This is a genomic window from Roseobacter sp. MH60115, from assembly GCF_015644665.1.
Taxonomy (GTDB): Bacteria; Pseudomonadota; Alphaproteobacteria; order Rhodobacterales; family Rhodobacteraceae; genus Roseobacter.
Window position 1 is genome coordinate 107,574 of sequence record NZ_JADOBQ010000007.1, and the last position, 23,293, is coordinate 130,866.

22 protein-coding genes are annotated in these 23,293 nt (G+C 60.9%); 10 read left to right on the top strand and 12 right to left on the bottom strand.

All coding sequences use genetic code 11. From position 1 onward, the window contains the following. Positions 1 to 12 precede the first annotated feature (12 nt). From ISX84_RS20040 to ISX84_RS20080, 9 genes are all read left to right on the top strand, one after another. Positions 13 to 1,593 (top strand): ABC transporter substrate-binding protein, encoded by a 1,581-nt coding sequence (locus ISX84_RS20040; RefSeq protein ID WP_195822180.1) that lies wholly within the window; start codon positions 13 to 15, stop codon positions 1,591 to 1,593. Positions 1,594 to 1,686: 93 nt separating this feature from the next. Beyond that, positions 1,687 to 3,252: an ABC transporter substrate-binding protein gene (locus ISX84_RS20045; protein WP_195822181.1), complete on the top strand. Its 1,566-nt coding sequence runs from the start codon at positions 1,687 to 1,689 to the stop codon at positions 3,250 to 3,252. Between the two features lie 68 nt (positions 3,253 to 3,320). Continuing rightward, positions 3,321 to 4,301 (top strand): ABC transporter permease, encoded by a 981-nt coding sequence (locus ISX84_RS20050; RefSeq protein WP_195822182.1) that lies wholly within the window; start codon positions 3,321 to 3,323, stop codon positions 4,299 to 4,301. Continuing rightward, positions 4,301 to 5,257, top strand: a complete 957-nt coding sequence (locus ISX84_RS20055) for an ABC transporter permease (RefSeq protein WP_195822183.1) — start codon at positions 4,301 to 4,303, stop codon at positions 5,255 to 5,257. The genes ISX84_RS20050 and ISX84_RS20055 overlap by 1 nt, the downstream gene beginning before the upstream one ends. Before the next feature lie 12 nt (positions 5,258 to 5,269). Further along, the gene (locus tag ISX84_RS20060; protein WP_195822184.1) at positions 5,270 to 5,725 is read left to right on the top strand and encodes a DUF2059 domain-containing protein; all 456 of its coding nucleotides are present in this window, start codon (positions 5,270 to 5,272) and stop codon (positions 5,723 to 5,725) included. Positions 5,726 to 5,728: 3 nt separating this feature from the next. After that, a complete protein-coding gene (locus ISX84_RS20065; RefSeq protein ID WP_195822185.1) occupies positions 5,729 to 6,709 on the top strand; it encodes an ABC transporter ATP-binding protein in 981 nt (326 codons plus the stop codon). Then, positions 6,709 to 7,671, top strand: coding sequence for an ABC transporter ATP-binding protein (locus ISX84_RS20070; RefSeq protein WP_195822186.1), 963 nt, complete (start codon positions 6,709 to 6,711; stop codon positions 7,669 to 7,671). Before ISX84_RS20065 ends, ISX84_RS20070 begins: the two co-directional genes overlap by 1 nt. Positions 7,672 to 7,680: 9 nt before the next feature. Next, positions 7,681 to 8,799 carry a CaiB/BaiF CoA transferase family protein gene (locus ISX84_RS20075; protein ID WP_195822187.1) on the top strand — a complete coding sequence of 373 codons (1,119 nt, stop codon included), beginning with the start codon at positions 7,681 to 7,683 and terminating at the stop codon, positions 8,797 to 8,799. Further along, complete coding sequence (locus ISX84_RS20080) at positions 8,796 to 10,037, top strand: flavin-dependent oxidoreductase (protein WP_195822188.1); 1,242 nt, start codon at positions 8,796 to 8,798, stop codon at positions 10,035 to 10,037. The genes ISX84_RS20075 and ISX84_RS20080 overlap by 4 nt, the downstream gene beginning before the upstream one ends. A gap of 13 nt (positions 10,038 to 10,050) precedes the next feature. Here the strand turns inward: ISX84_RS20080 and ISX84_RS20085 are convergent, their stop codons facing one another. The 8 genes from ISX84_RS20085 to ISX84_RS20120 all read right to left on the bottom strand — a co-directional run bounded on the left by ISX84_RS20085 (position 10,051) and on the right by ISX84_RS20120 (position 18,259). Next, complete coding sequence (locus tag ISX84_RS20085) at positions 10,051 to 10,803, bottom strand: MBL fold metallo-hydrolase (protein WP_195822189.1); 753 nt, start codon at positions 10,801 to 10,803, stop codon at positions 10,051 to 10,053. A 78-nt stretch (positions 10,804 to 10,881) separates the two neighbouring features. Continuing rightward, on the bottom strand, positions 10,882 to 11,442 hold the full coding sequence (locus tag ISX84_RS20090) for a PqiC family protein (RefSeq protein WP_229884448.1): 561 nt from the start codon (positions 11,440 to 11,442) through the stop codon (positions 10,882 to 10,884). Between the two features lie 8 nt (positions 11,443 to 11,450). Continuing rightward, positions 11,451 to 13,535, bottom strand: a complete 2,085-nt coding sequence (locus ISX84_RS20095) for a PqiB family protein (protein WP_195822191.1) — start codon at positions 13,533 to 13,535, stop codon at positions 11,451 to 11,453. Beyond that, the gene (locus ISX84_RS20100) at positions 13,532 to 14,179 is read right to left on the bottom strand and encodes a paraquat-inducible protein A (RefSeq protein WP_195822192.1); all 648 of its coding nucleotides are present in this window, start codon (positions 14,177 to 14,179) and stop codon (positions 13,532 to 13,534) included. The genes ISX84_RS20095 and ISX84_RS20100 overlap by 4 nt, the downstream gene beginning before the upstream one ends. Next, positions 14,146 to 14,784, bottom strand: coding sequence for a paraquat-inducible protein A (locus ISX84_RS20105; RefSeq protein ID WP_195822193.1), 639 nt, complete (start codon positions 14,782 to 14,784; stop codon positions 14,146 to 14,148). Before ISX84_RS20105 ends, ISX84_RS20100 begins: the two co-directional genes overlap by 34 nt. Positions 14,785 to 14,849: 65 nt before the next feature. Next, positions 14,850 to 16,247: an NADP-dependent phosphogluconate dehydrogenase gene (gndA, locus tag ISX84_RS20110; RefSeq protein WP_195822194.1), complete on the bottom strand. Its 1,398-nt coding sequence runs from the start codon at positions 16,245 to 16,247 to the stop codon at positions 14,850 to 14,852. Continuing rightward, the gene (locus tag ISX84_RS20115) at positions 16,244 to 17,140 is read right to left on the bottom strand and encodes an SMP-30/gluconolactonase/LRE family protein (protein ID WP_195822195.1); all 897 of its coding nucleotides are present in this window, start codon (positions 17,138 to 17,140) and stop codon (positions 16,244 to 16,246) included. Before ISX84_RS20115 ends, gndA begins: the two co-directional genes overlap by 4 nt. 87 nt (positions 17,141 to 17,227) lie before the next feature. Continuing rightward, positions 17,228 to 18,259, bottom strand: coding sequence for an L-idonate 5-dehydrogenase (locus ISX84_RS20120; protein ID WP_195822196.1), 1,032 nt, complete (start codon positions 18,257 to 18,259; stop codon positions 17,228 to 17,230). A gap of 109 nt (positions 18,260 to 18,368) precedes the next feature. On the opposite strand from ISX84_RS20120, the gene ISX84_RS20125 reads away from it, so the two are divergent. Next, positions 18,369 to 19,127 (top strand): SDR family oxidoreductase, encoded by a 759-nt coding sequence (locus tag ISX84_RS20125; protein ID WP_195822197.1) that lies wholly within the window; start codon positions 18,369 to 18,371, stop codon positions 19,125 to 19,127. A 292-nt stretch (positions 19,128 to 19,419) separates the two neighbouring features. Here ISX84_RS20125 and ISX84_RS20130 read toward each other — a convergent pair whose 3' ends face one another. The 4 genes from ISX84_RS20130 to ISX84_RS20145 all read right to left on the bottom strand — a co-directional run. Beyond that, positions 19,420 to 19,989 carry a carboxymuconolactone decarboxylase family protein gene (locus ISX84_RS20130; protein WP_195822198.1) on the bottom strand — a complete coding sequence of 190 codons (570 nt, stop codon included), beginning with the start codon at positions 19,987 to 19,989 and terminating at the stop codon, positions 19,420 to 19,422. A 272-nt stretch (positions 19,990 to 20,261) separates the two neighbouring features. Next, positions 20,262 to 20,732, bottom strand: a complete 471-nt coding sequence (locus ISX84_RS20135; RefSeq protein ID WP_195822199.1) for a MarR family winged helix-turn-helix transcriptional regulator — start codon at positions 20,730 to 20,732, stop codon at positions 20,262 to 20,264. Between the two features lie 294 nt (positions 20,733 to 21,026). After that, complete coding sequence (locus tag ISX84_RS20140) at positions 21,027 to 22,664, bottom strand: FAD-binding oxidoreductase (RefSeq protein WP_195822200.1); 1,638 nt, start codon at positions 22,662 to 22,664, stop codon at positions 21,027 to 21,029. Between the two features lie 8 nt (positions 22,665 to 22,672). Then, positions 22,673 to 23,293, bottom strand: a 621-nt coding sequence (locus ISX84_RS20145; RefSeq protein ID WP_195822201.1) for a glutathione S-transferase family protein, incomplete at its 5' end; no start/stop codon positions are given.

A 23,293-nucleotide genomic window follows, 5' to 3' on the forward strand; every position in this document is an offset into this window, starting at 1 on the left:
GGGGAGACTACAATGAAAATCACCACATCACTTCTGTCTGTCGCGGTGCTGCTGTCGAGCACGGCGCTGGCCTCCGCTGACACGCTTCGATGGGCCCGCGCGGGTGACAGCCTGACGCTCGATCCGCATGCACAGAACGAAGGCCCAACCACCGCCTTGAACCATCAGATCATGGAGCCGCTAGTGCATCGCGATCATGAGGGCACCATCGTGGGGGCCCTTGCGACCGAATGGACCCCATCCGAGGATGACCCCAACGTCTGGATTTTCAAACTGCGCGAAGGTGTGACCTTTCACGATGGCGCGGCCTTCGACAGTTCGGATGTGAAGTTCAGCCTTGACCGTGCGATGACAGAAGACTCCGACTTTAAGGAGTTGTTGGCCTCCGTGGCCGAGGTGCGCGCGCCGGATGCCTATACCATCGAGATCGTGACCGACGGTCCGAACCCGATCATGCCCAACAACCTGACCAATATGTTCATCATGGACCAGGAGTGGGCCGAGGCGAACAACGCCGTGAAGGTGCAGGACTATGAAGGTGGCGAGGATACATTCGCTGCGAAAAATGCCAACGGCACAGGGCCCTACAAGGTTGTGAGCCGCGAACCCGACGTCAAGACCGTGCTGGCGCTCAACGAGAACTACTGGGGCAAGGATGAATTCCCGCTCGAAGTGACCGAGATCATCTACACGCCGATCCAGAACGCGGCCACCCGCGTGGCAGCGCTGCTGTCCGGTGAGGTTGATTTCATTCAGGACGTACCGGTGCAGGATCTTGAGCGGGTCGCAAGTACCGATGGGCTCGACGTGCGCACGGCTCCGCAAAACCGGGTGATCTTCTTCGGCATGAACGTCGGCGATGAAGACCTTGCCAACGACAGCGTCGAAGGGGCCAACCCGCTGGCGGATGTGCGTGTGCGCGAGGCGATGAACCTCGCCATCAACCGCGATGCCATCAAGCAGGTGGTGATGCGCGGCCAATCCGCGCCTGCGGGCATGATCGCGCCGCCCTTTGTGAACGGCTGGGACGAGGCGATGGATGCGTCCTCATCCACCGATCTCGAAAAGGCGAAAACGCTGATGGGCGAGGCCGGTTATGGTGACGGTTTCTCGATCCAGCTCGATTGCCCGAATGACCGCTACATCAATGACGAGGCGATCTGCCAGGCCGCCGTTGGGATGCTGGCGCAGATCGGGGTGAACGTGAACCTCGATGCCAAGCCCAAGGCGCAACACTTCCCGCTGCTCAGCAATCTGGAAACGGATTTCTACATGCTGGGCTGGGGCGTGCCGACCTACGATTCCGAGTATATCTTCAACTTCCTGGTACACGGGCGTGACGACAAATATGGGTCGTGGAATGCGACGCGCTACACCAACGACGATCTGAACGACAAGATTCAGAGCCTCGCGTCGAACACCGATCTGGAAGCGCGTGACGCCGATATCGCCGCGATCTGGCAGGTGGTGCAGGATGAGAAGATCTATATCCCCATCCACCACCAGGTGCTGAACTGGGGCATGAAATCCGGGGTCGACACGGTTGTCGAAGCGGAAGATTCGCCCAAAATCAAGTATTTCAAGCTGAACTGAGCCTGAGACGCTTGTGACATAAAACGGCGTGGCCCGATTACCGGGCCGCGCCGCCACCGCTTTCCCGCATCTCCTGCTGAAAGGGTTCCTCTTATGCTTCGTCCCATTTCACTCGCCGCCGCCTTGATGGTTTCCGCCTCTGCCCTTGTGGCCGAGGAGTTCCGATGGGCCGAGACGACCGACCCGCAAACGATGGACCCGCATGCGGTGAATTCCGCCGCCGTCCTGGGGTTTCTCAACAACGTCTACGAAGGGCTGGTGCGCCGCGGCAAGGACATGACCATCGAACCGGCGCTGGCGACGGCATGGGAGCCCATTGGCGCGGGGGAAGGCTGGCGCTTTACCCTGCGGCAGGGCGTAACCTTCCACGATGGCAGTACGTTTGACGCACAGGATGTGCTCTTTTCGTATCAGCGCGCCTCTGATGAAGCCTCCGATACGCGCAGCTGGTTCGCGCCGGTCTCCGAGGTCAAAGTGGTCGATGACTACACCGTCGACATCATGACCACGGCGCCGAACCCGATTTTCCCCGACAGCATTGCCAACTGGATGATGATGGATTCAGGCTGGGCCGAAGCGAATAACGCGGCGCGCCCGGACAAGGACAATGGCAACTTCGCCACCCTGAACGCCAATGGCACCGGTGCTTTCCAATTGAAGACGCGAGAGCCGGGATTGCGCACGGTGCTGGAGCCCTTCGGCGCTTGGTGGGATGAGGCAGAACACAACATCACCCGTGCCGAACTGACCCCGATCCAGAACCCGGCCACGGCGGTTGCCGCCCTGCTGTCGGGCGATGTGGATTTCATCAACCCTGTGCCTATTCAGGACACGGCCCGGCTGGCTGCAAATGATCAGGTGAAGGTCATTCAGGGGATCGAAGCCCGTGTGATCATGCTTGGGTTTCCACATGAAGCGGAGGCGCTGAAGTACTCCGGGGAAACCACGGATGCCAACCCCTTCGCCGATGCGCGTGTCCGTCAGGCGGTTGCCCATGCGGTGAATGTGCCCGCCGTCTTGCAGACGATCATGCGTGGGAACGCCGAAGAGGTCAGCCAGCTGGTGAGCCCGGCCATGCGCGGCTATAGCGCGGATCTGGCCAGCCGCCCGGCCTTTGACCCCGAGAAGGCCCGCGCATTGCTGGCGGAAGCAGGCTATCCTGATGGTTTCTCTTTCGGGCTGAAATGCCCCAACGACCGCTATCTGAATGACGAATCCGTCTGTCAGGCGATCACCGGTATGCTGGCGCAAGTGGGCATGCGCGCGACGCTCGATGCCATGCCGGTCCAGAACTACTGGCCGGAATTGCGCAGCGATAACTACGACATGTATCTGCTGGGCTGGTCACCCGGCACGTTTGACGCCGAACATCCGGTGCGTTTTCTTGCCAGCACACCGAATGAAGAAAAGAAGCTAGGCTCTTGGAATTTCGGTGGTTTTTCAAATGCGCGTGTGGACGAATTGCTGCCGATGATCCAGTCCGAGATCGATGACGGCAAACGTCAGGCCATGCTCGATGAGGTCACCAAGATCCTGCAGGATGAGGTCGCTTATGTGCCCTTATACGTCCAGCCGCTGGTCTGGGGCACGCAGGCCAACATCGCGCTCACGCAGCGCCCCGATAACTTCTTTATTCTGCGCTGGGTCACCGTTAACTGACCCGGCGTAGGTCCAGGCAGGGCAGGCTTTGCGCTTGACCCCACCCAAGACAGGCAACAATAAGACATATGCTCGCTTTCGTCATCCGCCGTGTGCTTCAGTCCATTCTCGTGCTGCTTGTGGTCGGGTTGGTGGCGTTTTCCATGTTCCGTTTTGTCGGCGACCCCGTGGACAACATGCTGGGCCAGGAACGCACGCAAGCCGATATCGAGCGGCTGCGCAGCCAGCTGGGACTGGATCAGCCATTTGCGGTGCAATACTTCAAATTCCTGCAAGGTGCCGCCCAGGGTAATTTCGGCGTCAGCTACCGGCAAGGGCGCCCGGTCTCGGACATCCTGATGGAACGCGCACCGGCCACGCTTGAGCTTGCAGCTGTCTCCGGGTTTCTCGCAATCAGTATCGGCATCGCGCTCGGCGTCTTTACCGCCATCAGGCGCAACGGGTTTACCGCCAACGCGATCATGTCCGTCTCGCTGATCGGTGTCTCGCTGCCGACCTTTCTGATCGGAATTTTACTGATCTATCTGTTTTCCGTCGAATTGGGCTGGCTGCCCAGTTTCGGGCGGGGCGAAACGGTGATAATCGGCGGCTGGTCGACCGGGTTTCTGACGGAAAGCGGGCTCAAGGCGCTGATCCTGCCCTCGATCACGCTGGGGCTCTATCAGATGACGCTCATCATGCGGCTGGTGCGGTCCGAGATGCTGGAAGTCCTGCGACAAGACTACATCCGCTTTGCCCGCGCCCGGGGGTTGCGCGACCGCGCGGTCAATTTCCGTCACGCGCTCAAGAACACGCTGGTGCCGGTGATTACGGTTACCGGGTTGCAGCTGGGCTCTATCATCGCCTTTGCCATCATCACCGAGACAGTCTTTCAATGGCCGGGTGTCGGCCTCTTATTCATCAACGCCATTCAGTTCGTGGACATCCCCGTGATGGCGGCCTATCTGATGCTGATCTCGGTGATGTTCGTGGCCATCAACCTGATCGTTGATCTGCTTTACTTTGCAATCGATCCGCGTTTGCGCGTCGATAGAACGGCGGCCCACTGATGTCCGAGACCTCCCTTGAACCCACTGTACAGGCCGTCGAACGCTCGCGCTTCCGTCTCGCGCTGGAAAGCGATTTTGCCTATCAGTTCAAAAAATCCCCGGTTGCCATCGTCTCTGCGACCGTTGTCCTGACCATGGTGCTCTGTGCGGTCTTTGCGCCGCTGATCGCTCCTTACAATCCGTTTGATCCCGCCTCGCTGAACCTGATGAACGGGTTCTCGAAACCGATGGAACCCAATGCCTTTACCGGAGACATCTTCTGGCTGGGCACGGACGATCAGGGCCGCGACGTGTTTTCCACCATCCTCTACGGCATGCGCATTTCGCTCTTTGTCGGCGCGGCGGCGGTGCTTTTTGCGATGGTGCTGGGCGTGACCCTCGGCCTTGTGGCGGGGTATCTGGGCGGCTGGACCGAAACCATCATCATGCGGGTTGCCGACGTTCAGCTGACTTTCCCGGCGATCCTCGTGGCCATGCTCATATTTGGCATCGCCAAGGGCATCACCCCGGTGGAATACCGTGACCAGATGGCAATCTGGGTACTGATCATTGCAATCGGTCTCAGCGACTGGGTGCAGTTTGCCCGCGTTGTCCGGGGCGCGACGCTGGTGGAAAAGAACAAGGAATACGTGCAGGCCGCCCGTCTTATCGGACGCGGGTCGGGCGCGATCATGCTGCGCCACATCCTGCCCAACGTGCTGTCGCCCGTGTTGGTCATTGCCACCATCTCGCTGGCACTGGCGATTATTGCCGAAGCGACACTGAGCTTTCTCGGTGTTGGCGCCCCGCCGACACAGCCGTCACTGGGTACGTTGATCCGGATCGGTCAGGGGTTCCTCTTCTCGGGCGAGTGGTGGATTCTGCTGTTCCCGGCGGTCACGCTTCTGGCGCTGGCACTGTCGGTCAACCTGCTGGGAGACTGGCTGCGCGACGCGCTGAACCCCCGGCTCAGATAAAGGACTGCCAAAATGCGACTTCTATCAATTCTCGTGCTGGTCTTCATGGCCTCGGGTGCCTTTGCGCAGGACGCCGAACGCGTCGAGGCTGCGACGGCCTATGTGAACAGCAAGGGCCAGCAAGAGCTCATGGACGACATGCTATCCCCCGAGGGGGTGATGGCGCAAATGGGTCTGGTGGGTGATCGGGTGCCGGAAGGGAAACAGGAGGCTCTGGCGCGCATCGTTTCCGAAGAGCTCGCGGTGCTGAGGCCCGTGATGGAAGAGGCGATGATCAATGGTATGGCCGCGACCTTCACGCTGGAGGAAATAGAGGCCCTGACGGAATTTTACGAATCCGACGTTGGAGCCTCGGCGATCCAAAAGATGAACCCTTTCATGGCGCGGACGATGCAGCAGATCGGACCCCAATTCCAAGAGATGCAGACAAACCTGGCGCGCCGACTGCAGGAAGAAATGAGCAAGTAACGGATGTCTGATCCAGTTCTCTCCATCCGCGATCTCACCGTCGAAATTCCAACACGCCACGGCATTTTGCGCCCGGTGGATGGTGTTTCATATGACATTGCCGCGGGTGAAATCCTTGGTGTCGTGGGGGAATCCGGGGCTGGCAAATCCATGGCCGGCAACGCCGTGATCGGGCTGCTCAATCCGCCTGCGCATATCGCCAAGGGCGAGATCCGGGTGCGGGGCACGCGGGTGGATCAACTGACGGGCGACGCCATGCGGCGGCTGCGGGGCAAGGAGATCGGCATGGTCTTTCAGGACCCGCTGACCTCGCTCAACCCGCTGCTCAGGATCGGGGATCAGCTGACCGAGACGATGCTCGCGCACCTCGACATCTCCCGCACCGAGGCCGACAGGCGCGCGGTTGCAGCGCTGGAGGAGGTAGGCATTCCCGGTGCCGCCGAACGTGTGGGCAGCTACCCGCATGAGTTCTCCGGCGGCATGCGCCAGCGGGTTGTGATCGCCCTTGCGCTCTGTGCCGAGCCTTCCCTCATCATCGCGGACGAACCGACAACGGCGCTGGATGTCTCCGTTCAGGCGCAGATTATCGCCCTGCTCAAGAAACTCTGCCGCGAAAGAGGCACTGCCGTCATGCTGATCACCCATGACATGGGCGTCATTGCCGAAGCCGCCGACCGTGTGGCCGTCATGTATGCCGGGCAGTTGGCGGAACTTGGGCCGGTCCGCGATGTGCTGACAGCACCGCATCATCCCTATACCGACGGGCTGATGGGCTCGACCCCGCTGGCCTCGCGCGGCAAGGACCGTTTGCACCAGATCCCCGGCGCGATGCCGCGTCTGGACGCGTTACCCGAAGGCTGTGCCTTTCACCCGCGCTGTCCGCGTGTTCAGGACGCCTGTCGCGTCTCCCCGGGTCCCCGGATCGAAGACGGGGCAGGCCGCGCGGCCTGCCTCTTCCCCATGACGCGGGAGGCCGTAGCCTGATGGCGCTTGTCGATGTTCGCAACCTGACGCGCATCTTTGATGTGTCGAAACCCTGGCTGAACCGTGTGGTGGAGCGGCGGGAGAAATCATATCTGACGGCCGTGTCGGACGTCAGTTTCGAGATTGCCGAGCGCAGCGTCTATGCATTGGTCGGCGAGAGCGGATCGGGCAAGTCGACCATTGGCAAGATGCTGGTGGGGCTGCTCGGGCCAAGCTCGGGCGCTGTTGAAATCCGTGGCACCGACCTTGCGCGCGAGAACGATGCCGCGAAAATCGATGCCGTGCGCCGCGACATCCAGATGATTTTCCAGGACCCCTTTGCCTCGCTCAATCCGCGCTGGCGGGTGCGCGACATCATCGTGGAACCGGTCGCCGCACGGGGCGGCAACACCGACGGCATGGCCGAAAAGTTGCTGGAACAGGTGGGGCTTTCCGCCCGGGACGCGGGCAAATTTCCGCATGAGTTCTCCGGCGGCCAGCGGCAGCGTATCTGCATTGCGCGCGCGCTAGCGTCCGAGCCAAAACTGATTGTCTGTGACGAGCCCACATCGGCGCTGGATGTGTCGGTTCAAGCGCAGGTGCTGAACCTGATGAGTGATCTGAAGGACAGCTTTGGGCTGACCTATCTTTTCATCAGCCACGATCTGACCGTGGTGCAGCATATGGCCGACCGGATCGGCGTGCTCTATCTGGGCCGTCTGGTGGAAGAGGCGGACCCGGATGCGCTGTTTGACGATCCCAAACATCCCTACAGCCAGATGCTTCTGGCCGCAGCACCGCAGCTCGACAGCTTTGGCCGGGACGTGCCGCCGCCCACAGGCGAAATCCCCGATCCGATCAACCCGCCAACAGGCTGCGCCTACCATCCGCGATGCCCCCTTGCCGCGGACATTTGCAGTCAGAAACGCCCCGAGATGCGCGAAATACGCGGCGCGCGTGTGGCCTGCCACATGGCCGAGTAACGGGGTGTCATGACAGGCCCGCTTGCAAGCTTGCAGGTCATCGAATTCTCAGGACTTGGTCCTGCGCCGCTGGCAGGCCAGTTGCTGGCCGATCTCGGCGCGGATGTCATCACGATTGACCGTAAATCTGCCCCGGCAGACCCCACCGACATCAATCGCCGTGGCAAACGCAGCGTTGCGCTGAACCTCAAATCCAAGGATGGCTTGGCGGTGGCGAAGGCCCTTCTCAGCCAGGCGGACATCCTGATCGAAGGGTTCAGACCCGGGGTGATGGAGCGCTTGGGTCTGGGGCCGTCGGACTGCCCAGAGAGGCTCATCTACGGGCGCATGACGGGTTGGGGTCAGACGGGGCCATGGGCGGAAACCGCCGGGCATGACATCAACTATCTTGCCATGACGGGCGCCTTGCATGCCATTGGTCCTGCAGATCAGCCCCCCGTACCGCCGCTCAACCTGGTGGCGGATTTCGGTGGTGGGACGATGTTTCTGCTGCTGGGTATCTTGTCGGCTGTCATTGAGCGCGGCGTCTCTGGCAAGGGGCAAGTCGTGGACGCCGCAATGGTGGACGGGGTGCCTGCACTGATGGGATTGCTGCACGGCATGCTGGCGCGGGGCAGCTGGCAGAACGCGCGGGGGGCGAACTGGCTCGATGGCGCTGCGCCCTTTTACCGGTGCTATGTCTGTGCTGATGGCAAATACATCTCGGTTGGCGCGCTGGAGCCGCAGTTCTTTGCCGAACTCGTGGCCAAGGCAGGGCTGCCCGTTCCGGAAGGGGTTGCGCAGAACGATACGGCGCATTGGCCCGCGCAAAGCGCCACCTTTGCCGAGGTTTTTAAACGCAAGTCGCGCGATGACTGGATGGCACTCCTAGAGGGCAGTGACGCCTGCGCCGCACCGGTTCTCGATTTCTCCGAGGCAGCAGCACATCCCCAGAACGTCGCGCGGGACGTATTTTACGAGGAAGACGGCGTCACACAGGCCAGTCCGGCCCCGCGTTTCAGCAGAACACAGGCCACCAGACCAACAAGCCCGCCCGCCGTGGGTGGCGACACGGATGATATCCTCGGCACCCTTGGGTACGACGCGAAAACACGCGCCCGGATGCGGGAAGAGGGCGCGCTGACATGACCGTCGCGATTGCTGGTGCGGGTATCGCGGGGCTGACCCTTGGGCTGACGCTGCACCAGATCGGCTTGCCCTTTCGGATTTACGAGGCCGTGCGGCGCCTCAAACCCATGGGTGTCGGGATCAACCTGCAACCCAATGCGGTGCGGGAATTGATCGATCTGGGGCTGGAAGATGATCTGTCGCGGATTGGTGTCGCCACGCAGAGCCTTGGATTTTATAGCAAAACCGGTCGAGAGATCTGGACCGAACCAAGGGGCACCGCCGCCGGGTACTATTGGCCGCAGTTTTCGGTGCACCGGGGTCATCTGCAGATGCTCCTTTATGACACGCTTGTCGCGCGCGCAGGGGTCGATTGCGTTGTGACCGGTCATCGCGCCACGGGCTTTTCGGCGGCGCGGCTGCATATGGAAACGGTTGACGGGCCAGTTGACACCAAGGCCCGGCTGATCGTCGCGGCGGATGGCATTCATTCGGCGCTCCGGCACCAGATGTACCCGGAGGAAGGTCCGCCGATCTGGGGCGGAGCGGTGCTCTGGCGCGGCACGACACAGGCGGTCCCCTTTCTGGGCGGTGCCGACATGATCTTGGCGGGCCATGACAGCCAGCGCTTCGTTGCTTATCCAATCACGCCGCCGATCCCCGATACCGGCCAGGCGACGATCAACTGGATTGCGGAGCTGCGGATTGATCCGGCACAGGGATGGCGCAAGGAGGATTGGAACCGGCAGGCAAATCTTGCGGAGTTTTTGCCCGCTTTCGAGGCGTGGCGTTTCGAATGGCTGGATGTTCCCGCCCTGATCAGGGGCGCGGAAGCGGTCTACGAATACCCGATGGTGGACCGTGACCCGGTCGACCGCTGGACGCAAGGGCCGGTCACCCTGATGGGTGATGCCGCACACCCGACCTATCCAGTCGGCTCCAATGGTGCGAGCCAGGCGATCATTGACGCGCGCACCTTGGGGGCCTGTCTCAAAGAACATGGCATTGCCGAAAAGGCGCTCCTTGCCTATGAGGCCGCGATACGCCCCCGCACCACTGCTGTCACATTGGCCAATCGGGGTGCAGGGCCGGACGCCATCCTGCAGCTGGTAGAGGATCGGTGCGGCGGAGAATTTGATGACATCGAAACCGTGGTCCCGCGCGCCGAGCTCGCAGCGCATTCTGCCAAATACAAGTCGCTTGCCGGGTTCGATGTGGCCGCATTGAATGCGCAACCGCCGCTGATCGGTCCGGTCTGATCCTGCCGGTTGTCTAGTCGTACCACTCCGGCGCTTTTTTCAAGTCAGGCCATTGCGCAGGGCAGTGGCCATAGATCACCATCGCCTTGGTCTCTTCGGCAATCCGCATCAGCCGTGCCCCGCTTTCGATGGCGCAGGCGGTGTCCCAGGTGTCTGCAAAACCCTCGTCGATTTCTGCAGGGCGGCTGATGGCGTCAGACGTCAGCAAAACCGGACCTGTCTTTGGCAAATCGACGAGGAAAGCCAGTTGCCCCGGAGTGTGGCCAGGCACCAGATAGGCATGAAACCCCGGCCCGATTTCCGCATCACCGCTCAACTCGATGCAATCGCGTTCAGGCCACTCCATGGCCTGTTTCCCGGCCCAATAGAGTGGGCGGGGCAGGGCCCGTTCTGCGGCGGCAATGACAAGAGGCACGCCCGGAAACCCGTGCAGAAAGCCGATGTGATCAATATGCGTATGGCTCTGGACCATCAGCGTGATCGCGGCGGGATGAGTTCCCGTTAACGCCACTTGGTCAGGCGCAAGATTGTCAGACGTGATCGACAGGACACGGCCAAAACCGGTCAAATCATCCTCGATGCTCGCGGTCTCAGCATCATCTGCATACTTCGCCGGAAAGCCGGTATCGATCAGCACAGTCTCATCCGCATCTGTCTGGATGAGATACCCGCAAATCCCGATGACACGCCCGTTGGCGTGCACCTGAAAAAGACCGTAGTCCAGCACGGCCATGCGCCGTGGGCGACCTTTCAGCAGCGGGAACATATGCGTCGAGGGCACTTTTCTACAGGCTCGGGAACGGGAGACATGCCGAACACCGCTACAGCCATAGAGGTCAATGCGTCACCGCAATCCATTGACTGCCACAAAGCGTGCAAGATCAAGGATGATCTGCCCCCGCGCAGCGGCAATGGCCTGAGGGCCACCGGCGGGGTCGAATGCCACCGACAGATTGAACAGCCCGGAACGTTCGCGCCTGCCATCAGTGACGGCTACGAAGTATTGACCGCGCGCCGAAAACTGCCCCTGCTCATCGGCAACGAAACTCTCAAAGCGCAGTTCCAACCGGGCGTCGGGAAAGCTCTCGAAGGGCCAGGGAGCCGAGGCCACGCGCGCACCGCTCAGACGCGCGAGATGCCGGGACAGCTCAAGGGCGACGGCGCGTTCGGGCGTATCCGCCCAGAGCACGCCGCCGTCACTGGTGACCCGACCGTCCAGACCCTGCAGCGAAATCTCGTCAGAGGCGGCATAGGCAGGCAATGAAATCTCGCGGATTTCCACGGCGCGGAAGGCAATGCGCTGGCGGTCGGTCACATCCGGGCTCGGCACGATGTACCTGTCCGGTGTGGCGCCACAGGCGGCCAGGGCGATCAACACGCAAAGGGCCCAAATCGGTCGTTTCATCGTCATGCTCATCGCCCTCTGATCAATGCACTGGGGTTTCGTTCCAGCAACCGCGCAAGCGAGGTGAGCGCGTCAGCTGCCTGCGAAATATCGCGGAGCGCTGCCTGTGCGTCGCGACTGATGACATCGCCCTGGTTATAACCTTCGATGGTGCGGCTGGCCTGATCAAAAACTTCCGTGATCCGCTCGACAAGGGCGGGCAGGTCCCTGCTGGATAAGGCAACCGCATCCGCGGCCTCACGGGCAGACGACAGGGTGGCATTCACATTGCCCACGGCCCCACCTTCACGCAATTCGGCCAGCGTTGCATTGAGTTCGTCCAGCGCCGCGCCCAACGAGGCCGGCAAATCCTGCGCGGCGGAGGTGCTGAGGATAGCATCTGCCGAACCGAGAAGTTTGGTCAGCTGTTCAGTCAGTTCCTCCAGCGGCATTGCTTCGGCCTTGGCCGCCACATTGCTCAGATTGTCGATCAGTTCAGGCACCCCGGCAACGGACGCGTTGACCGAGCCCGCCGCTTCGGTCGCGGCATCAATGGCCGCTACCACACGTTCCACCGCCTGTCCCTCTTCAATCTGACCAAGGATCGCCTCGATCCTGCCCAGGGCCGCGTTGAGCGTCGCGGGAACACTCTGCAACTCCTCCGAGGCAACGATCCCGCGCATATCTCCCAAAAGCGCGCGCACTTCCTGCGGTGTCTCGCGCAGGGCCTCACTGGACACAAACGCCTCCGCGCTCTGCATGAACCCGATTGCGCTGTTGAGCAGCTCTTCGATCGGCAGGCTGTTGATGCGTGTGAACACACCTTCGACCGTCGCCGTGGCGTCGGAAATCTCACTGTCCGTCGACGGCAAAGTGGCGATTTCGTCCGGCGATACGATGATGTCAGCGGGCTCCGCCTCTTCCACCTCGATCAGCTCCACCTTGAGGCCGCCTGTGAGCAAACTGCCCGTGGCCAGACGGGCCCGCAGACCCTCGCTCACACGGGTGCTGAGAAAATCAAGGGCACGTTCCGGATTGACCTCCCCCTGCAGGCCCAGCCGTGCCGGTTGGATGCCGATCACCACGTCCAGACGCACCCGGGTGTCCCCGAAGGCGTCCGCATCCACGAGACCGGACAGGCTCGCCACCGATCCGATACGCAGGCCGCTCCACTCCACAGGCGCCCCAATGGCCAGACCGGAGATGTTTTCGTCAAAAATGACCCGCAGTTCGAGCAGTTCTGTCTCGGACGCATTGAACACGCTGTTCCGCGCGCTGATCTGATCCGGGTAGACCTCGAACACGGTGCCATCGGAGACGCGCCCCCCGCCGGAGACAAATGTGTCAAAGGTCAACCCGCCCCCCACGAGAGAGGCAATCGAGGAAAAATCCACCTCGGCCCCGGAGGGCCCCAGGGAAACGCTGAACCCGGATGTATCCCAGAACCGCGTGGCGCGGGTGATCAGCCGGCCGTGGGGTTCGTAAATGATGGCCTCGGCGATGGCGAAACTGCCTTCTCGCGAAATCCGCGCCGGACCAACGCGGCCCACTTCGATGCCGCGAAAAAGGATCGGTGCGTTGTCGGTCAGCGACCCACCGGGCGTGGTGCGCAGCGCAAGTTGCAGCCCGTCCTTGCCAGGCTGAAAGAGCGGCGCGGTTTCGAGACCCTTGAACTGGGTCCTTATCGGGCCCACTTCGCTGTCCCACGACCCTTCAATGAAAATACCACTCAATACCGTGTCGAGACCCGAAACGCCCTGCACCGTCAACTCGGGCCGGACGACCCAGAACGACGCACCGGCATCGACAAACTCCGCGATTTCCTTTTCAAGCCGGATCTGAGCGATCACCCCTTCCAGACCCTCGGCAAAGCTCACGCTTTCAACAAGACCGACGGTCACGTCGCGAAACCGCAATTCCGTCTGACCGGAAGCGATACCTGCGCCATTCTCGAACTGCACGGCGATCAAAGGTCCGCGGTCGTTGTAGGACTGCCAGGCGACGGTCAACGCGATGATCAGGGCGATCAGCGGAATGACCCAGACGATGGACGCACGGCCCAGAAAACTCTCACGTGCGGGATCAATCGGCACGGGGTCAGGTGCATCATTCATTCTTGTTTTTGTCCTTTGCCCTGCTGCTGCGCATCCCAGATCATGCGGCTGTCAAATGCCTGTGCCGAAAGCATAGTGAAAATGACGGAGAGCGCAAAAAAAAGGCTGGCCAGGCCGGGGTTGATGGCGACCAGAACCTTGAGTTGCACCAAGGACGACAGGATCGCAACCACGAAGATATCGATCATCGACCAGCGCCCGATGTATTCGACCACTTCGTAGAGCAGCTGGCGCTGGCTTTGGGAGACGGTCGAGGGCCGCGTCACGGAGATCGCCAGGAATGCAATCGCCATGAATTTGGCGAGCGGGATGACCACGCTGGCGATCAGAATGATCGCGGCGACGCCGATGCTGCCGTGATGCATTAATTCGATGGCGCCGCCGACGATGGTGTCTTCCTGCACGTAAAAGAGTGTGCGGGTGCGTAACATCGGGTAGAGGTTGGCGGGAATGTAGCACATGAACCCGATGATCCACAGCGCCCAGACCCGTTGCAGGCTTTTCAGATCGCGCTGCACCAGTTTGCGTCCGCACCGCGCGCAGGTCTGAACCCCCTGCGGCCAGACCTGAAGGCAGCGGGTGCAGGCAACGACGCCCAGATCGCGGGCGTTTATGACTTCGCGGGTTTGCTCAGCGCGTTCCATACCGACCACCTGCACAAGAAATTATCCTGAACCACAACGAGCACGACCAGGATGGCGAACATCCAGAATGCCGGTCCAAAGCTTACATCCGCCAGATCGCTGATCTTGACCAGGGCCACGGCGCACCCGATGGCAAAAATCTCCGCCATGGACCAGGGCCGCAGCGCCTCGGCCAGGCGGAAAGCCTGTGCTGCCTGTGGGGCAGGGGGCCTGTCCATGACAATCGGCACCAGCACGTAGAGAGACAGCAACACACGCGCCAAGGGCACGAAGATGATCAGCGCCGCCGTTGCCAGCGACAGCACAACCAGCGGTCCATCGCTGAAGGCAAGGGCGGCATCGAGGATCGACACCGAATTATGCGCGCCCGCCACGGCAATCGACAGGAACGGAAAGATCGCAGCCGCCGTGATCAGGATCACGATCGCCACCGAGAGGGCAATGATCTGCAGGCCCGCCTTGCGCCGCGGCATAATCAGCACCGTATGGCACCGGTGGCACACCGCCCTCTCACCATGCCCCGGACGGGCAAGCGTGTAAGCTGCATCGCAATGGGGGCAGACAATCAAATCGTTACGGGGAATCGGCGCGGCAGGGGCGGTCATGATCTGAATTTACACGCTTTTTCAACAAAGACATATGCCGCAAAGAGCTTCTGCCAAGAGCGGTGCTACCCCGCCCATGGTCCATGTTGATCCGTGCTGCCGTCATCCAGCCGGGCAAAGCCATGCAAACCGAAGAAATCACGCTGGCCCTGGATCATGTTCGCCGTTCCGCGCGCGGTGCGCATGGCGTCGAAATAGGCCAGACCTGATCCAAGCGCGGGGGCCGCGATACCATGCAGGGCGGCCTGGGCCACGACCTGACGCAGGGCGTCATGAGTTTGCGTCAGCTGATCCGCGAAGTAGGGCGCAAACATCAGGTTCTGCGCCGGATTATCCGTCAGCGCATCTGCCATGTCGTTCAGCATGTCGGAGCGGATGATGCAGCCTTCCCGCCAGACGCGGGCGATATCGGGCAGGGGCAGCTTCCAGCCAAAGGCCTCTGACGCGGCGGAGATCATGATAAAACCCTGCGCGTAGCAAAGGATCTTGCCGCAGATCAGCGCCTGTTCCAGCGCGTCCTCGCTGACCGTACCCTTGGCCATTGCCTTGGGGGCGGCCCCAAAGAGCGCCTCACCCGAGGCCCGCGTGTCCCGCCGTGAAGACAGGTTGCGGGCAACCACGGCAGCCTCGATTGCGGGGATCGGGGCGGCAAGGTGCTGCGCCTCGATCACGGTCCAGCGCCCGGTGCCTTTTTGCCCCGCGGCATCCACGATCACGTCCAGAAGTGGGCCGCCCGTGGCCGGATCCGTTGTCCCTGCGACCTTGCCGGAAATCTCCACCAGATAAGACCGGAGGGGGCCTTCGTTCCAGCGATCAAAGACCTTGCCAACGGCAGGCGCCTCATAACCCATGCCATCGCGCAGCACGCCGTAGGTTTCGGCAATCATCTGCATATCGGCATATTCGATGCCATTGTGCACAGCCTTCACGAAATGGCCGGCGCCTTCCTCACCCATCCAGGTGGCGCAGGGCGTGCCTTCGTATTTGGCGCTGATGGCCTCCAGAATATGGGCCACACGGTCCCAGTCCTCGCGCTTGCCGCCGCCCATGATCGAGGGGCCATGGCGCGCGCCTTCCTCGCCGCCCGACACGCCAACGCCGAGGAACGGCCCGAAGGCATCCCGCATCCGCCGGTTGGTATCGTGGAAATTCGCATTCCCCGCGTCGATGATCAGGTCATTTGCGTCCAGCAAGGGGCGCAGCGCCGCGATCTGCGCGTCAACGATCTCGCCCGCAGGCACCATCAGGATGATTGCACGCGGCGTCGCCAAGGCGGCAACGAAGTCTCCGAGCGTCTCGGTGGGCGTGATCCGGGGCGCAAGTTCCCCCGCCTCCGCATGGAAATCCTGCGTGACTTGTGCCGTACGGTTCCAGACCGCGATGTCAAAACCCTTCTCGGCGATATTCAGCGCCAGCGCCGATCCCATCGTCCCAAGGCCAATCAGGCCGATCTCACTGCTCATGGAAATTGCACTCCGGCCCGGTTCAAGGTGACACGATAAATACTTGTCGTCGCAGTGATGTAGAGCTGATGTTTCGCCCGACCACCAAAGCAGATGTTGGACACCAGTTCCGGCACGAGGATCTTGCCCAAGAGCCGCCCATCCGGCGCAATGCAATGCACCCCATCGGCGGCGGAGGACCAGAGGTTTCCATCCGTATCCACGCGAATGCCGTCGGCGGCACCCGGATCAATCGTGTGAAAATGCCGCCCGTTGCCGACCCCGTCACCATGCACGTCGTAGACCCGAATGTGCTGGGGATCGTCGGAAAACATGCGGCCGGTGTCGGCCACGTACAAAAGCGCCTCGTCCGGCGAGAAGGCCAGCCCGTTGGGGCAGTTCATATCCTCCACCAAGACATCCAGCGCACCGGTGTCGGGATCAGCCCGATAGACGACGCAGGGGTTTTCCTGTTCGCTGGCGAACCCTTCGTAATTCGTCATGATCCCGTAATGCGGATCACTGAACCAGATTGAACCGTCTGATTTCACAATCACATCGTTCGGGGAATTCAACGGCTTACCGTTGTAGCTGTCGGCGATCACGGTGATACGCCCGTCCCATTCGGTCCGGGTGACGCGGCGTGTGCCGTGTTCACATGAAATCAGCCGCCCCTGTCTGTCGCGCGTATGGCCATTGGCGTAATGCGACGGCGCGCGGTAGGTTGTGATCCCCACTTCGGGCGTCCAGCGCAGGATGCGATTGTTGGGAATGTCCGAGAAAAGCAGGCAGCCCGCATCCCCGAACCAGACCGGTCCTTCGACCCAGTCAAAACCAGTTGCCAGCTGTTTCACCGGCGCGTTGCCCATGACGTATTGCCCGAAGACCGGGTCGTGCACTTCAAAGAATGACACTATTCGTTGCTCCCCCAAGTTGTTCTGTTGACGCTATCACCTGCATGTCGACGCGAAAGAGGCAAGCGGCGCACCCTGTCTGATTGTCTAGGCAAAGGCGATCTGCGCTTTCATCGCCTGTGTACGGTCACTGGCCAGCTCAAAGGCTTTGACGGCATCTGCCAGATCCAGCGTCTGCGTGATCAGCGGTTTCACATTGATCAACCCTTTGCGCATCAGCTCCACACCGGTAAAGAATTCCTCGTGAAAGCGGAACGACCCGCAGAGACGCAGTTCCTTTGCGGTGATGGCCTGCACCGGCAAGGTCATGTCGCCCCCCAATCCAAGCTGCACGATCACGCCGCGCGGACGCATCGCAGCGATACCGCCGGTCAGGGCCGGGGCCGCGCCCGTGCATTCGAAAAGCACGTCAAAGGTGCCCTTGTCCGCCTCGTATGACTTCAACGCGTCGGGTTCCTTTTGCGCGTTGATGACCCGGTCCGCCCCGTTCTCCGCCGCCATTTTCAGGGTGAAATCTGTGAGGTCCGTTGCCACAACCTCCGCAGCGCCCGCCCGCCGTGCAGCGAGAATGCAGAGCAACCCAATCGGTCCGCACCCCGTCACCAGCACGCGCTTGCCCAAAAGCTCACCCGCCTGCCGCGCGCCATGCAGACAAACCGCCAGTGGCTCTGCCATTGCGGCTTCCCCGGCCGTCAATCCGTCGGCCGGCGCGCACTGCCGCTGATCGGCGACGAGGACTTGCCGGAACGCACCCTGGATATGCGGGAATGGCATGGCGGAACCGTAAAAGCGCATGTTCAGACAGTGGTTGTGCGTGCCTTCCTGACAATACTTGCAAGAGCCGCAGGGCCGGGAGGGGGAGACCGCCACAAGCTGACCCACACGCAACCCTGTCACATCCGCCCCCAAGGCGGTGATATGGCCGGAAACCTCGTGGCCCAGGATCATCGGTTCCTTGATGCGAACCGTGCCGAACCCGCCATGCTGGTAGTAGTGCAGGTCAGATCCACAAATGCCGCCCGCCGCAATGGCGATCTGAACCTCACCGGATCCGGGTGTTTCGTCAGGTCCGTCTTCGATCCGCAGGTCGCGCGGGGCGTGAATAACCAGAGATTTCATATGTGCCTCTCCACAGTAGAACTATGCGCTTGGAAGCCTTGCTTGACTTCGGGCGTTACCGGTAACATAAACAGCTTTGAAATTGACGTCGAGCATAAAGAGAGACCCCATGAGCGTGAACCTTTTTGACCTGAGCGGGCGTCGCGCCTTGATCACCGGCTCCTCACAAGGCATCGGTTTTGCCCTTGCCAAGGGCTTGCAGGCCGCCGGGGCTGATATTGTCCTGAACGGGCGTGATGTCGCCAAACTCGATGCCGCCGCCGCACAGTTGGGCGGCGCTGTCAGCACCTTGCCCTTTGACGCAACCGATCATGATGCCGTGCGAACCGCCGTGGACGGATTCGAGGCGGAACATGGTGCCATCGACATTCTGGTGAACAATGCCGGGATGCAGCATCGTACACCGCTGGAAGACTTCCCTGCGGATGCCTTTGAACGGCTGATGCAAACAAATATCGCCAGCGTCTTTCACGTCGGCCAGGCCTGTGCCCGCCACATGATCGGACGCGGACGCGGCAAGATCATCAACATCGCCTCGGTACAGACGGCCCTCGCACGGCCCGGCATTGCGCCTTACACGATGACCAAGGGTGCTGTTGCCAACCTCACCAAAGGCATGGCCACGGATTGGGCGAAACACGGGCTGCAGTGCAACGGGCTGGCCCCGGGGTATTTCGACACACCGCTGAACGCAGCCCTGGTGGCCGATCCGGAGTTCTCCGCCTGGCTTGAAAAGCGCACACCTGCGGGACGGTGGGGTAAGGTCGAAGAGCTTGTTGGCACCTGCATTTTTCTGGCCTCGGATGCGTCTTCCTTTGTGAATGGCACCACAGTTTTTGTCGACGGCGGGATCACCGCGTCGCTTTGATGCTGCAAAGCGAACAATCACGCTCAGGTCATTTATTTACATAACCCTGATTATGTTTCTGAGCTATGGTCGCAAGATCGCCCGCAAGACCGTGTTATGACTCATCCCGTGTCCTACGGAAAAGAGAGAGAGAGAGAGAGAGAACGGACGCGACCACAGTAAGCAGAATGGCTTTGAGCCTGATCTGGCGCGGAACCCCGCACTCTTCTGACACTCGGTCCAACACAATCACACATCCGAGGCTTTGATGGCCCAGAGAGCGACCATAGGCCGACCTCCGGAACGCGACGGATCAGACAGCCAGCGGCGTCTTTCCACGTGTCCAGGCCAGAGGCTTTACCGGTTCGTCCAACGGTGTTTCCGCTACGTGGTTGATGTAGTTCGACATGGTTTTCTGCGCGAGACCCAGAACCACATCCAGAACAGCACGATGGGAATACCCCGCATCAAAGAACGCGGCCATCTGTGCCTCGGTTACATTGCCACGATTACGCAGCATTTGAAGGGTGAAGGTGCGCAGCGCCTCAAGTTTTGCAGACGGCAAGGGCGTCTCATTGCGCAGAGCTTCCGAGATGTCGTCGGACACCTTCATGCGCTTGGCGATGCCGGTATGCGCAGGAACGCAATAGTGGCATTCATGCTCGACATTGATGGTCTGCCAGACAACGGTCAATTCCTCCGCATCAAAAGCCGTTTCCGTAAAGAGCTTGTGCAGCACCTGATAGCCTTCAAGAACCTGCGGGCTTTCAGCCATGACCTTGTGCAGGCCGGGCAATCTGCCGAACGCCTTCTGGCTGTTTTCCAGCAAGGGTTTCGACCCCTCTGGCGCAGTATCTAGATCGTGGGACGGGAAGTCGGTCATGTGGTGCTCTTTCTTCGTTGATGTATGGATGGAAGGGCCCGGCGCAGCGTTGCGTGCGGGTGCGTGAAGACGGATTGTCACCAACGCTCAGGACCTGGGGTGCGACAGCAACCGCAGCCGGTTTTGATCGCAGACCAACATGTCTTTTATCAGGAATGCGGTTTGTCATCGTCGATGCCTCGGATTACTGTGCGATATTTACTTGGCACAGTAATAGTTGGGACACCAACCTATTTAGGTCACATCTTCGTGTCTGACCCAATTCTCATCGGCTAGGTCTGTTCAGGTTCCAACCATTTGGTGATCTGCGCCTTGATCATCTGCATTTCCGCGAGCAGGCGACGCGCATTTTTCGGATCAAGCCCCATCGCCTCGCCGAGGCCGTCAGGCACCGAGAGCGCCTTGTCATAAGAGGCCTTGCCCAACGCCGTCAGGTACACACGCACACGGCGCTCGTCCTGATCGCAGCGCACCCGCTCCACCAGACCAAGCTTTTCCAGCCGCTGCATCAGCGGCGTCGCAGTGCCTGCGTCGATTTCAAGGGCTGCGGCAATCTCGCTCACCAGTATCCCATCCTGTTCCCACAGCATCAGCAGCGCGAGATATTGCGGATAGGTCACGCCAAGTTCTTTCAGCAGCAGCCCATGGGCCTTCGTCACCATCCGTGACGCGGAATAGAGGGAAAAGCAGACCTGATCCTGCAGCCGCAAATGGCCATCTTTGTCCGTTGTGGTTGGTTTCATATGGGATCGTTCTTTGCTTGCATGAAAGCCTGATGACTTTGCCAAACCGGATAGCAACAGCGATCCTTTGTGTACCAATCATTTATCTGTGTGGCAAATGTGGGATCTCGCCGACGCGGGCTGCACAATGGATGGGCAATCGGGCGCACCGGTCCCGATATCGCGTAAGGTCGAAAAGGAACTGACCCATATTCTACCGCGCAGGAGCGCTGAAACCCTTGAACACCTCGCGGGACAACGGAGACGGTCCTGAAGAAAGATCGTCTGACGCATCACGCCGTCAGACAGTCTCAATCACGCCTTGGCGCCAATAAGCTCGAATTGAATTCTATCCGCCCGGACCCCGCTTGCTTCCAGATCAGAGCGCAATGACCCCACAACAGGGGCGGAGCCGCACAACAGAAAGATAGCCTCTTCCCCTGCGTTCAGCGCAGCAAGCGCCTGCGCCGTTATGCGCCCTCTGTAGTCAAAATCGACTCCCTTCTGGTCGTCCGGCCCAGGGGCATTATAGTACGTCACCCGCGTCAGATTGGGGTAGCGCGCAACCAACGCGCCCACTTCGGCGGCAAAAGCATGGTCTCGGCCATCCCGCGTCCCATGCACAAACCACACAAGTCGGCCCGGCGTGTCCGCCAGTATCGCGTGAAGCATCGCCAGCAGCGGGGTGATGCCAACCCCGGTACTGACAAGAACCAGCGGCCCATCCCCAACCGGCACGACAAACTCTCCCGCTGGCACGCGGGCCGCAATCTGATCACCCACACCGACATGGTCATGCAGATACCGCGATACTGCGCCCTGCGGCTCTCGCTTTACACTGATCCGGTAGCTTTCGGCACCCGGCGGACCGGAGAGGGAATATGCCCGTTGAAGAGCGCCCGCCTCACCGGGCATTTCAACTTCAACCGGCAGGTGCTGCCCGGCGTGAAAGGGAGCCAGAGGCGCCCCATCAGACGGCACCAGGTGGAACGAGGTGATGCTGTCGCTCTCTTTGACCTTTCGCGCGACCCTCAAAGGGCGCACCGCGTTTATGTCCTGTGACCAGCGCAACCCAAGTGCCGCAGGACGATCGATCACCTGATCCACAGTCACACGTATCGCCCGCTGCGCCGCCGGTTCATCACCGGGTTTGGGATGCCAGTCTATGCAAGCCTTGCCGGTCACATGCAGCAACCCGCCCGTGTTGAAATCGACAAAGACGAGGCCGATCTCCGGGGCCTCCAGCAGATTGCCAATTGTGTTGAAAAAGTTGTTTCCCGCGTAGTCTGGAATGGACAGCGTCCCGTCATCAGCCACCTCTACAAACCCCGGCGCGCCGCCACGGTGAGAGGCATCATAGCCGCCGGACGGTCCACTGCCTGCGTGGCCGGAGCCGATAAAGATCGTATCCGCCGCCCGTATCCGTCCGATTTGATCATCCGACAGGTTATCCGATACATGCGACGTGGTCGGTTGCTGTGCCGCGACCCGCTTCACCACACGTTCATGAATGTACTGCGGGCAATTGCCGAAACTCTGCCGCACGTCGATAGCAAAACCCGCTGGCGTCGGCCGGATCATGCCGTTCATGCGATTACGCCTGCGCGTCGCAAGCGAAATGCCGATCATCCCAACCTCTGTGCTGGCCTGAAACGCCCCGTGCAGCGGATCACGCGGATCGACCCCTGTCTCAAGGGTCAGTTGACGCGGGCTGGGAGAGCGCACAAATCCGTCCGGCCCATCCACGAGCGTGACCCAGACCCGCCCTGCCGCATCAGCGCCTGCAAGGACGAGAAAGGGGAGGCCCGTGAAAAAATCGCGATGCTGATCCGGCATGTGGTCGCGGATAAAATCCCCGGCCCACGCAGCCACATCCCCTGCCCCGGCGCGTCGCTGTGCCTCACGCTCTCCCTTGTGAAAGGGACAACCTGCTGAATGCCCAATGTCAGCCATATTCGTTCTCACGCCAGTTTCGGTGAACTGGCCATCCCGACAAAACCGGGCAGGCTTTCGATCCGATCCAGCCACGCCTCGATGTTCGGATAGGGTGACAGCGCCACGCCGCCCTCCGGCGCATGCGCGATGTAACTGTAAGCAGAAATATCAGCCAGAGTTGGGCGATCTGCCGCAAGCCAGTCGCGGCGTTCGAGATGTGCGTCCATGACGGCAAAGAGTGCGTGTGCCTTGGCCTTCACTGCCCCATGGTCAAACGGCGCGTTGAACAATGTGACCAGCCGCGCGGCACAGGGCCCGGCAGCAATCTCGCCCGCCGCAACCGACAGCCAGCGCTGGATCTCGGCCTTTTCGACAGGTGACGTGCTGACCCAGTCGGCGGCCTCTCCATAGCGCTCAGCCAGATAGAGGATGATCGCGTTGGAATCCGACAGGATAGTTCCGTTGTCATCAATGGCAGGCACCTGCCCCAACGGGCTGATCTTGAGATACGCGGGCGCTTTATGCGCACCGTTGGCCATATCGAGATCAACCGGCTCGTAAGGCACGCCCAGCAGAGCCATCATCAACTCGACCCGGTGGCAGTGACCGGACTTTGGATTGCGATAGAGTTTTACCGGTGCTGCGGC

Coding starts and splice junctions, on each gene's coding strand:
- ISX84_RS20040 (WP_195822180.1), top strand. CDS start 13: ATGAAAATCACCACATCACTTCTGTCTGTCGCGGTGCTGCTGTCGAGC.
- ISX84_RS20045 (WP_195822181.1), top strand. CDS start 1,687: ATGCTTCGTCCCATTTCACTCGCCGCCGCCTTGATGGTTTCCGCCTCT.
- ISX84_RS20050 (WP_195822182.1), top strand. CDS start 3,321: ATGCTCGCTTTCGTCATCCGCCGTGTGCTTCAGTCCATTCTCGTGCTG.
- ISX84_RS20055 (WP_195822183.1), top strand. CDS start 4,301: ATGTCCGAGACCTCCCTTGAACCCACTGTACAGGCCGTCGAACGCTCG.
- ISX84_RS20060 (WP_195822184.1), top strand. CDS start 5,270: ATGCGACTTCTATCAATTCTCGTGCTGGTCTTCATGGCCTCGGGTGCC.
- ISX84_RS20065 (WP_195822185.1), top strand. CDS start 5,729: ATGTCTGATCCAGTTCTCTCCATCCGCGATCTCACCGTCGAAATTCCA.
- ISX84_RS20070 (WP_195822186.1), top strand. CDS start 6,709: ATGGCGCTTGTCGATGTTCGCAACCTGACGCGCATCTTTGATGTGTCG.
- ISX84_RS20075 (WP_195822187.1), top strand. CDS start 7,681: ATGACAGGCCCGCTTGCAAGCTTGCAGGTCATCGAATTCTCAGGACTT.
- ISX84_RS20080 (WP_195822188.1), top strand. CDS start 8,796: ATGACCGTCGCGATTGCTGGTGCGGGTATCGCGGGGCTGACCCTTGGG.
- ISX84_RS20085 (WP_195822189.1), bottom strand. CDS start 10,803: ATGTTCCCGCTGCTGAAAGGTCGCCCACGGCGCATGGCCGTGCTGGAC.
- ISX84_RS20090 (WP_229884448.1), bottom strand. CDS start 11,442: ATGAAACGACCGATTTGGGCCCTTTGCGTGTTGATCGCCCTGGCCGCC.
- ISX84_RS20095 (WP_195822191.1), bottom strand. CDS start 13,535: ATGAATGATGCACCTGACCCCGTGCCGATTGATCCCGCACGTGAGAGT.
- ISX84_RS20100 (WP_195822192.1), bottom strand. CDS start 14,179: ATGGAACGCGCTGAGCAAACCCGCGAAGTCATAAACGCCCGCGATCTG.
- ISX84_RS20105 (WP_195822193.1), bottom strand. CDS start 14,784: ATGACCGCCCCTGCCGCGCCGATTCCCCGTAACGATTTGATTGTCTGC.
- gndA (WP_195822194.1), bottom strand. CDS start 16,247: ATGAGCAGTGAGATCGGCCTGATTGGCCTTGGGACGATGGGATCGGCG.
- ISX84_RS20120 (WP_195822196.1), bottom strand. CDS start 18,259: ATGAAATCTCTGGTTATTCACGCCCCGCGCGACCTGCGGATCGAAGAC.
- ISX84_RS20125 (WP_195822197.1), top strand. CDS start 18,369: ATGAGCGTGAACCTTTTTGACCTGAGCGGGCGTCGCGCCTTGATCACC.
- ISX84_RS20130 (WP_195822198.1), bottom strand. CDS start 19,989: ATGACCGACTTCCCGTCCCACGATCTAGATACTGCGCCAGAGGGGTCG.
- ISX84_RS20135 (WP_195822199.1), bottom strand. CDS start 20,732: ATGAAACCAACCACAACGGACAAAGATGGCCATTTGCGGCTGCAGGAT.
- ISX84_RS20140 (WP_195822200.1), bottom strand. CDS start 22,664: ATGGCTGACATTGGGCATTCAGCAGGTTGTCCCTTTCACAAGGGAGAG.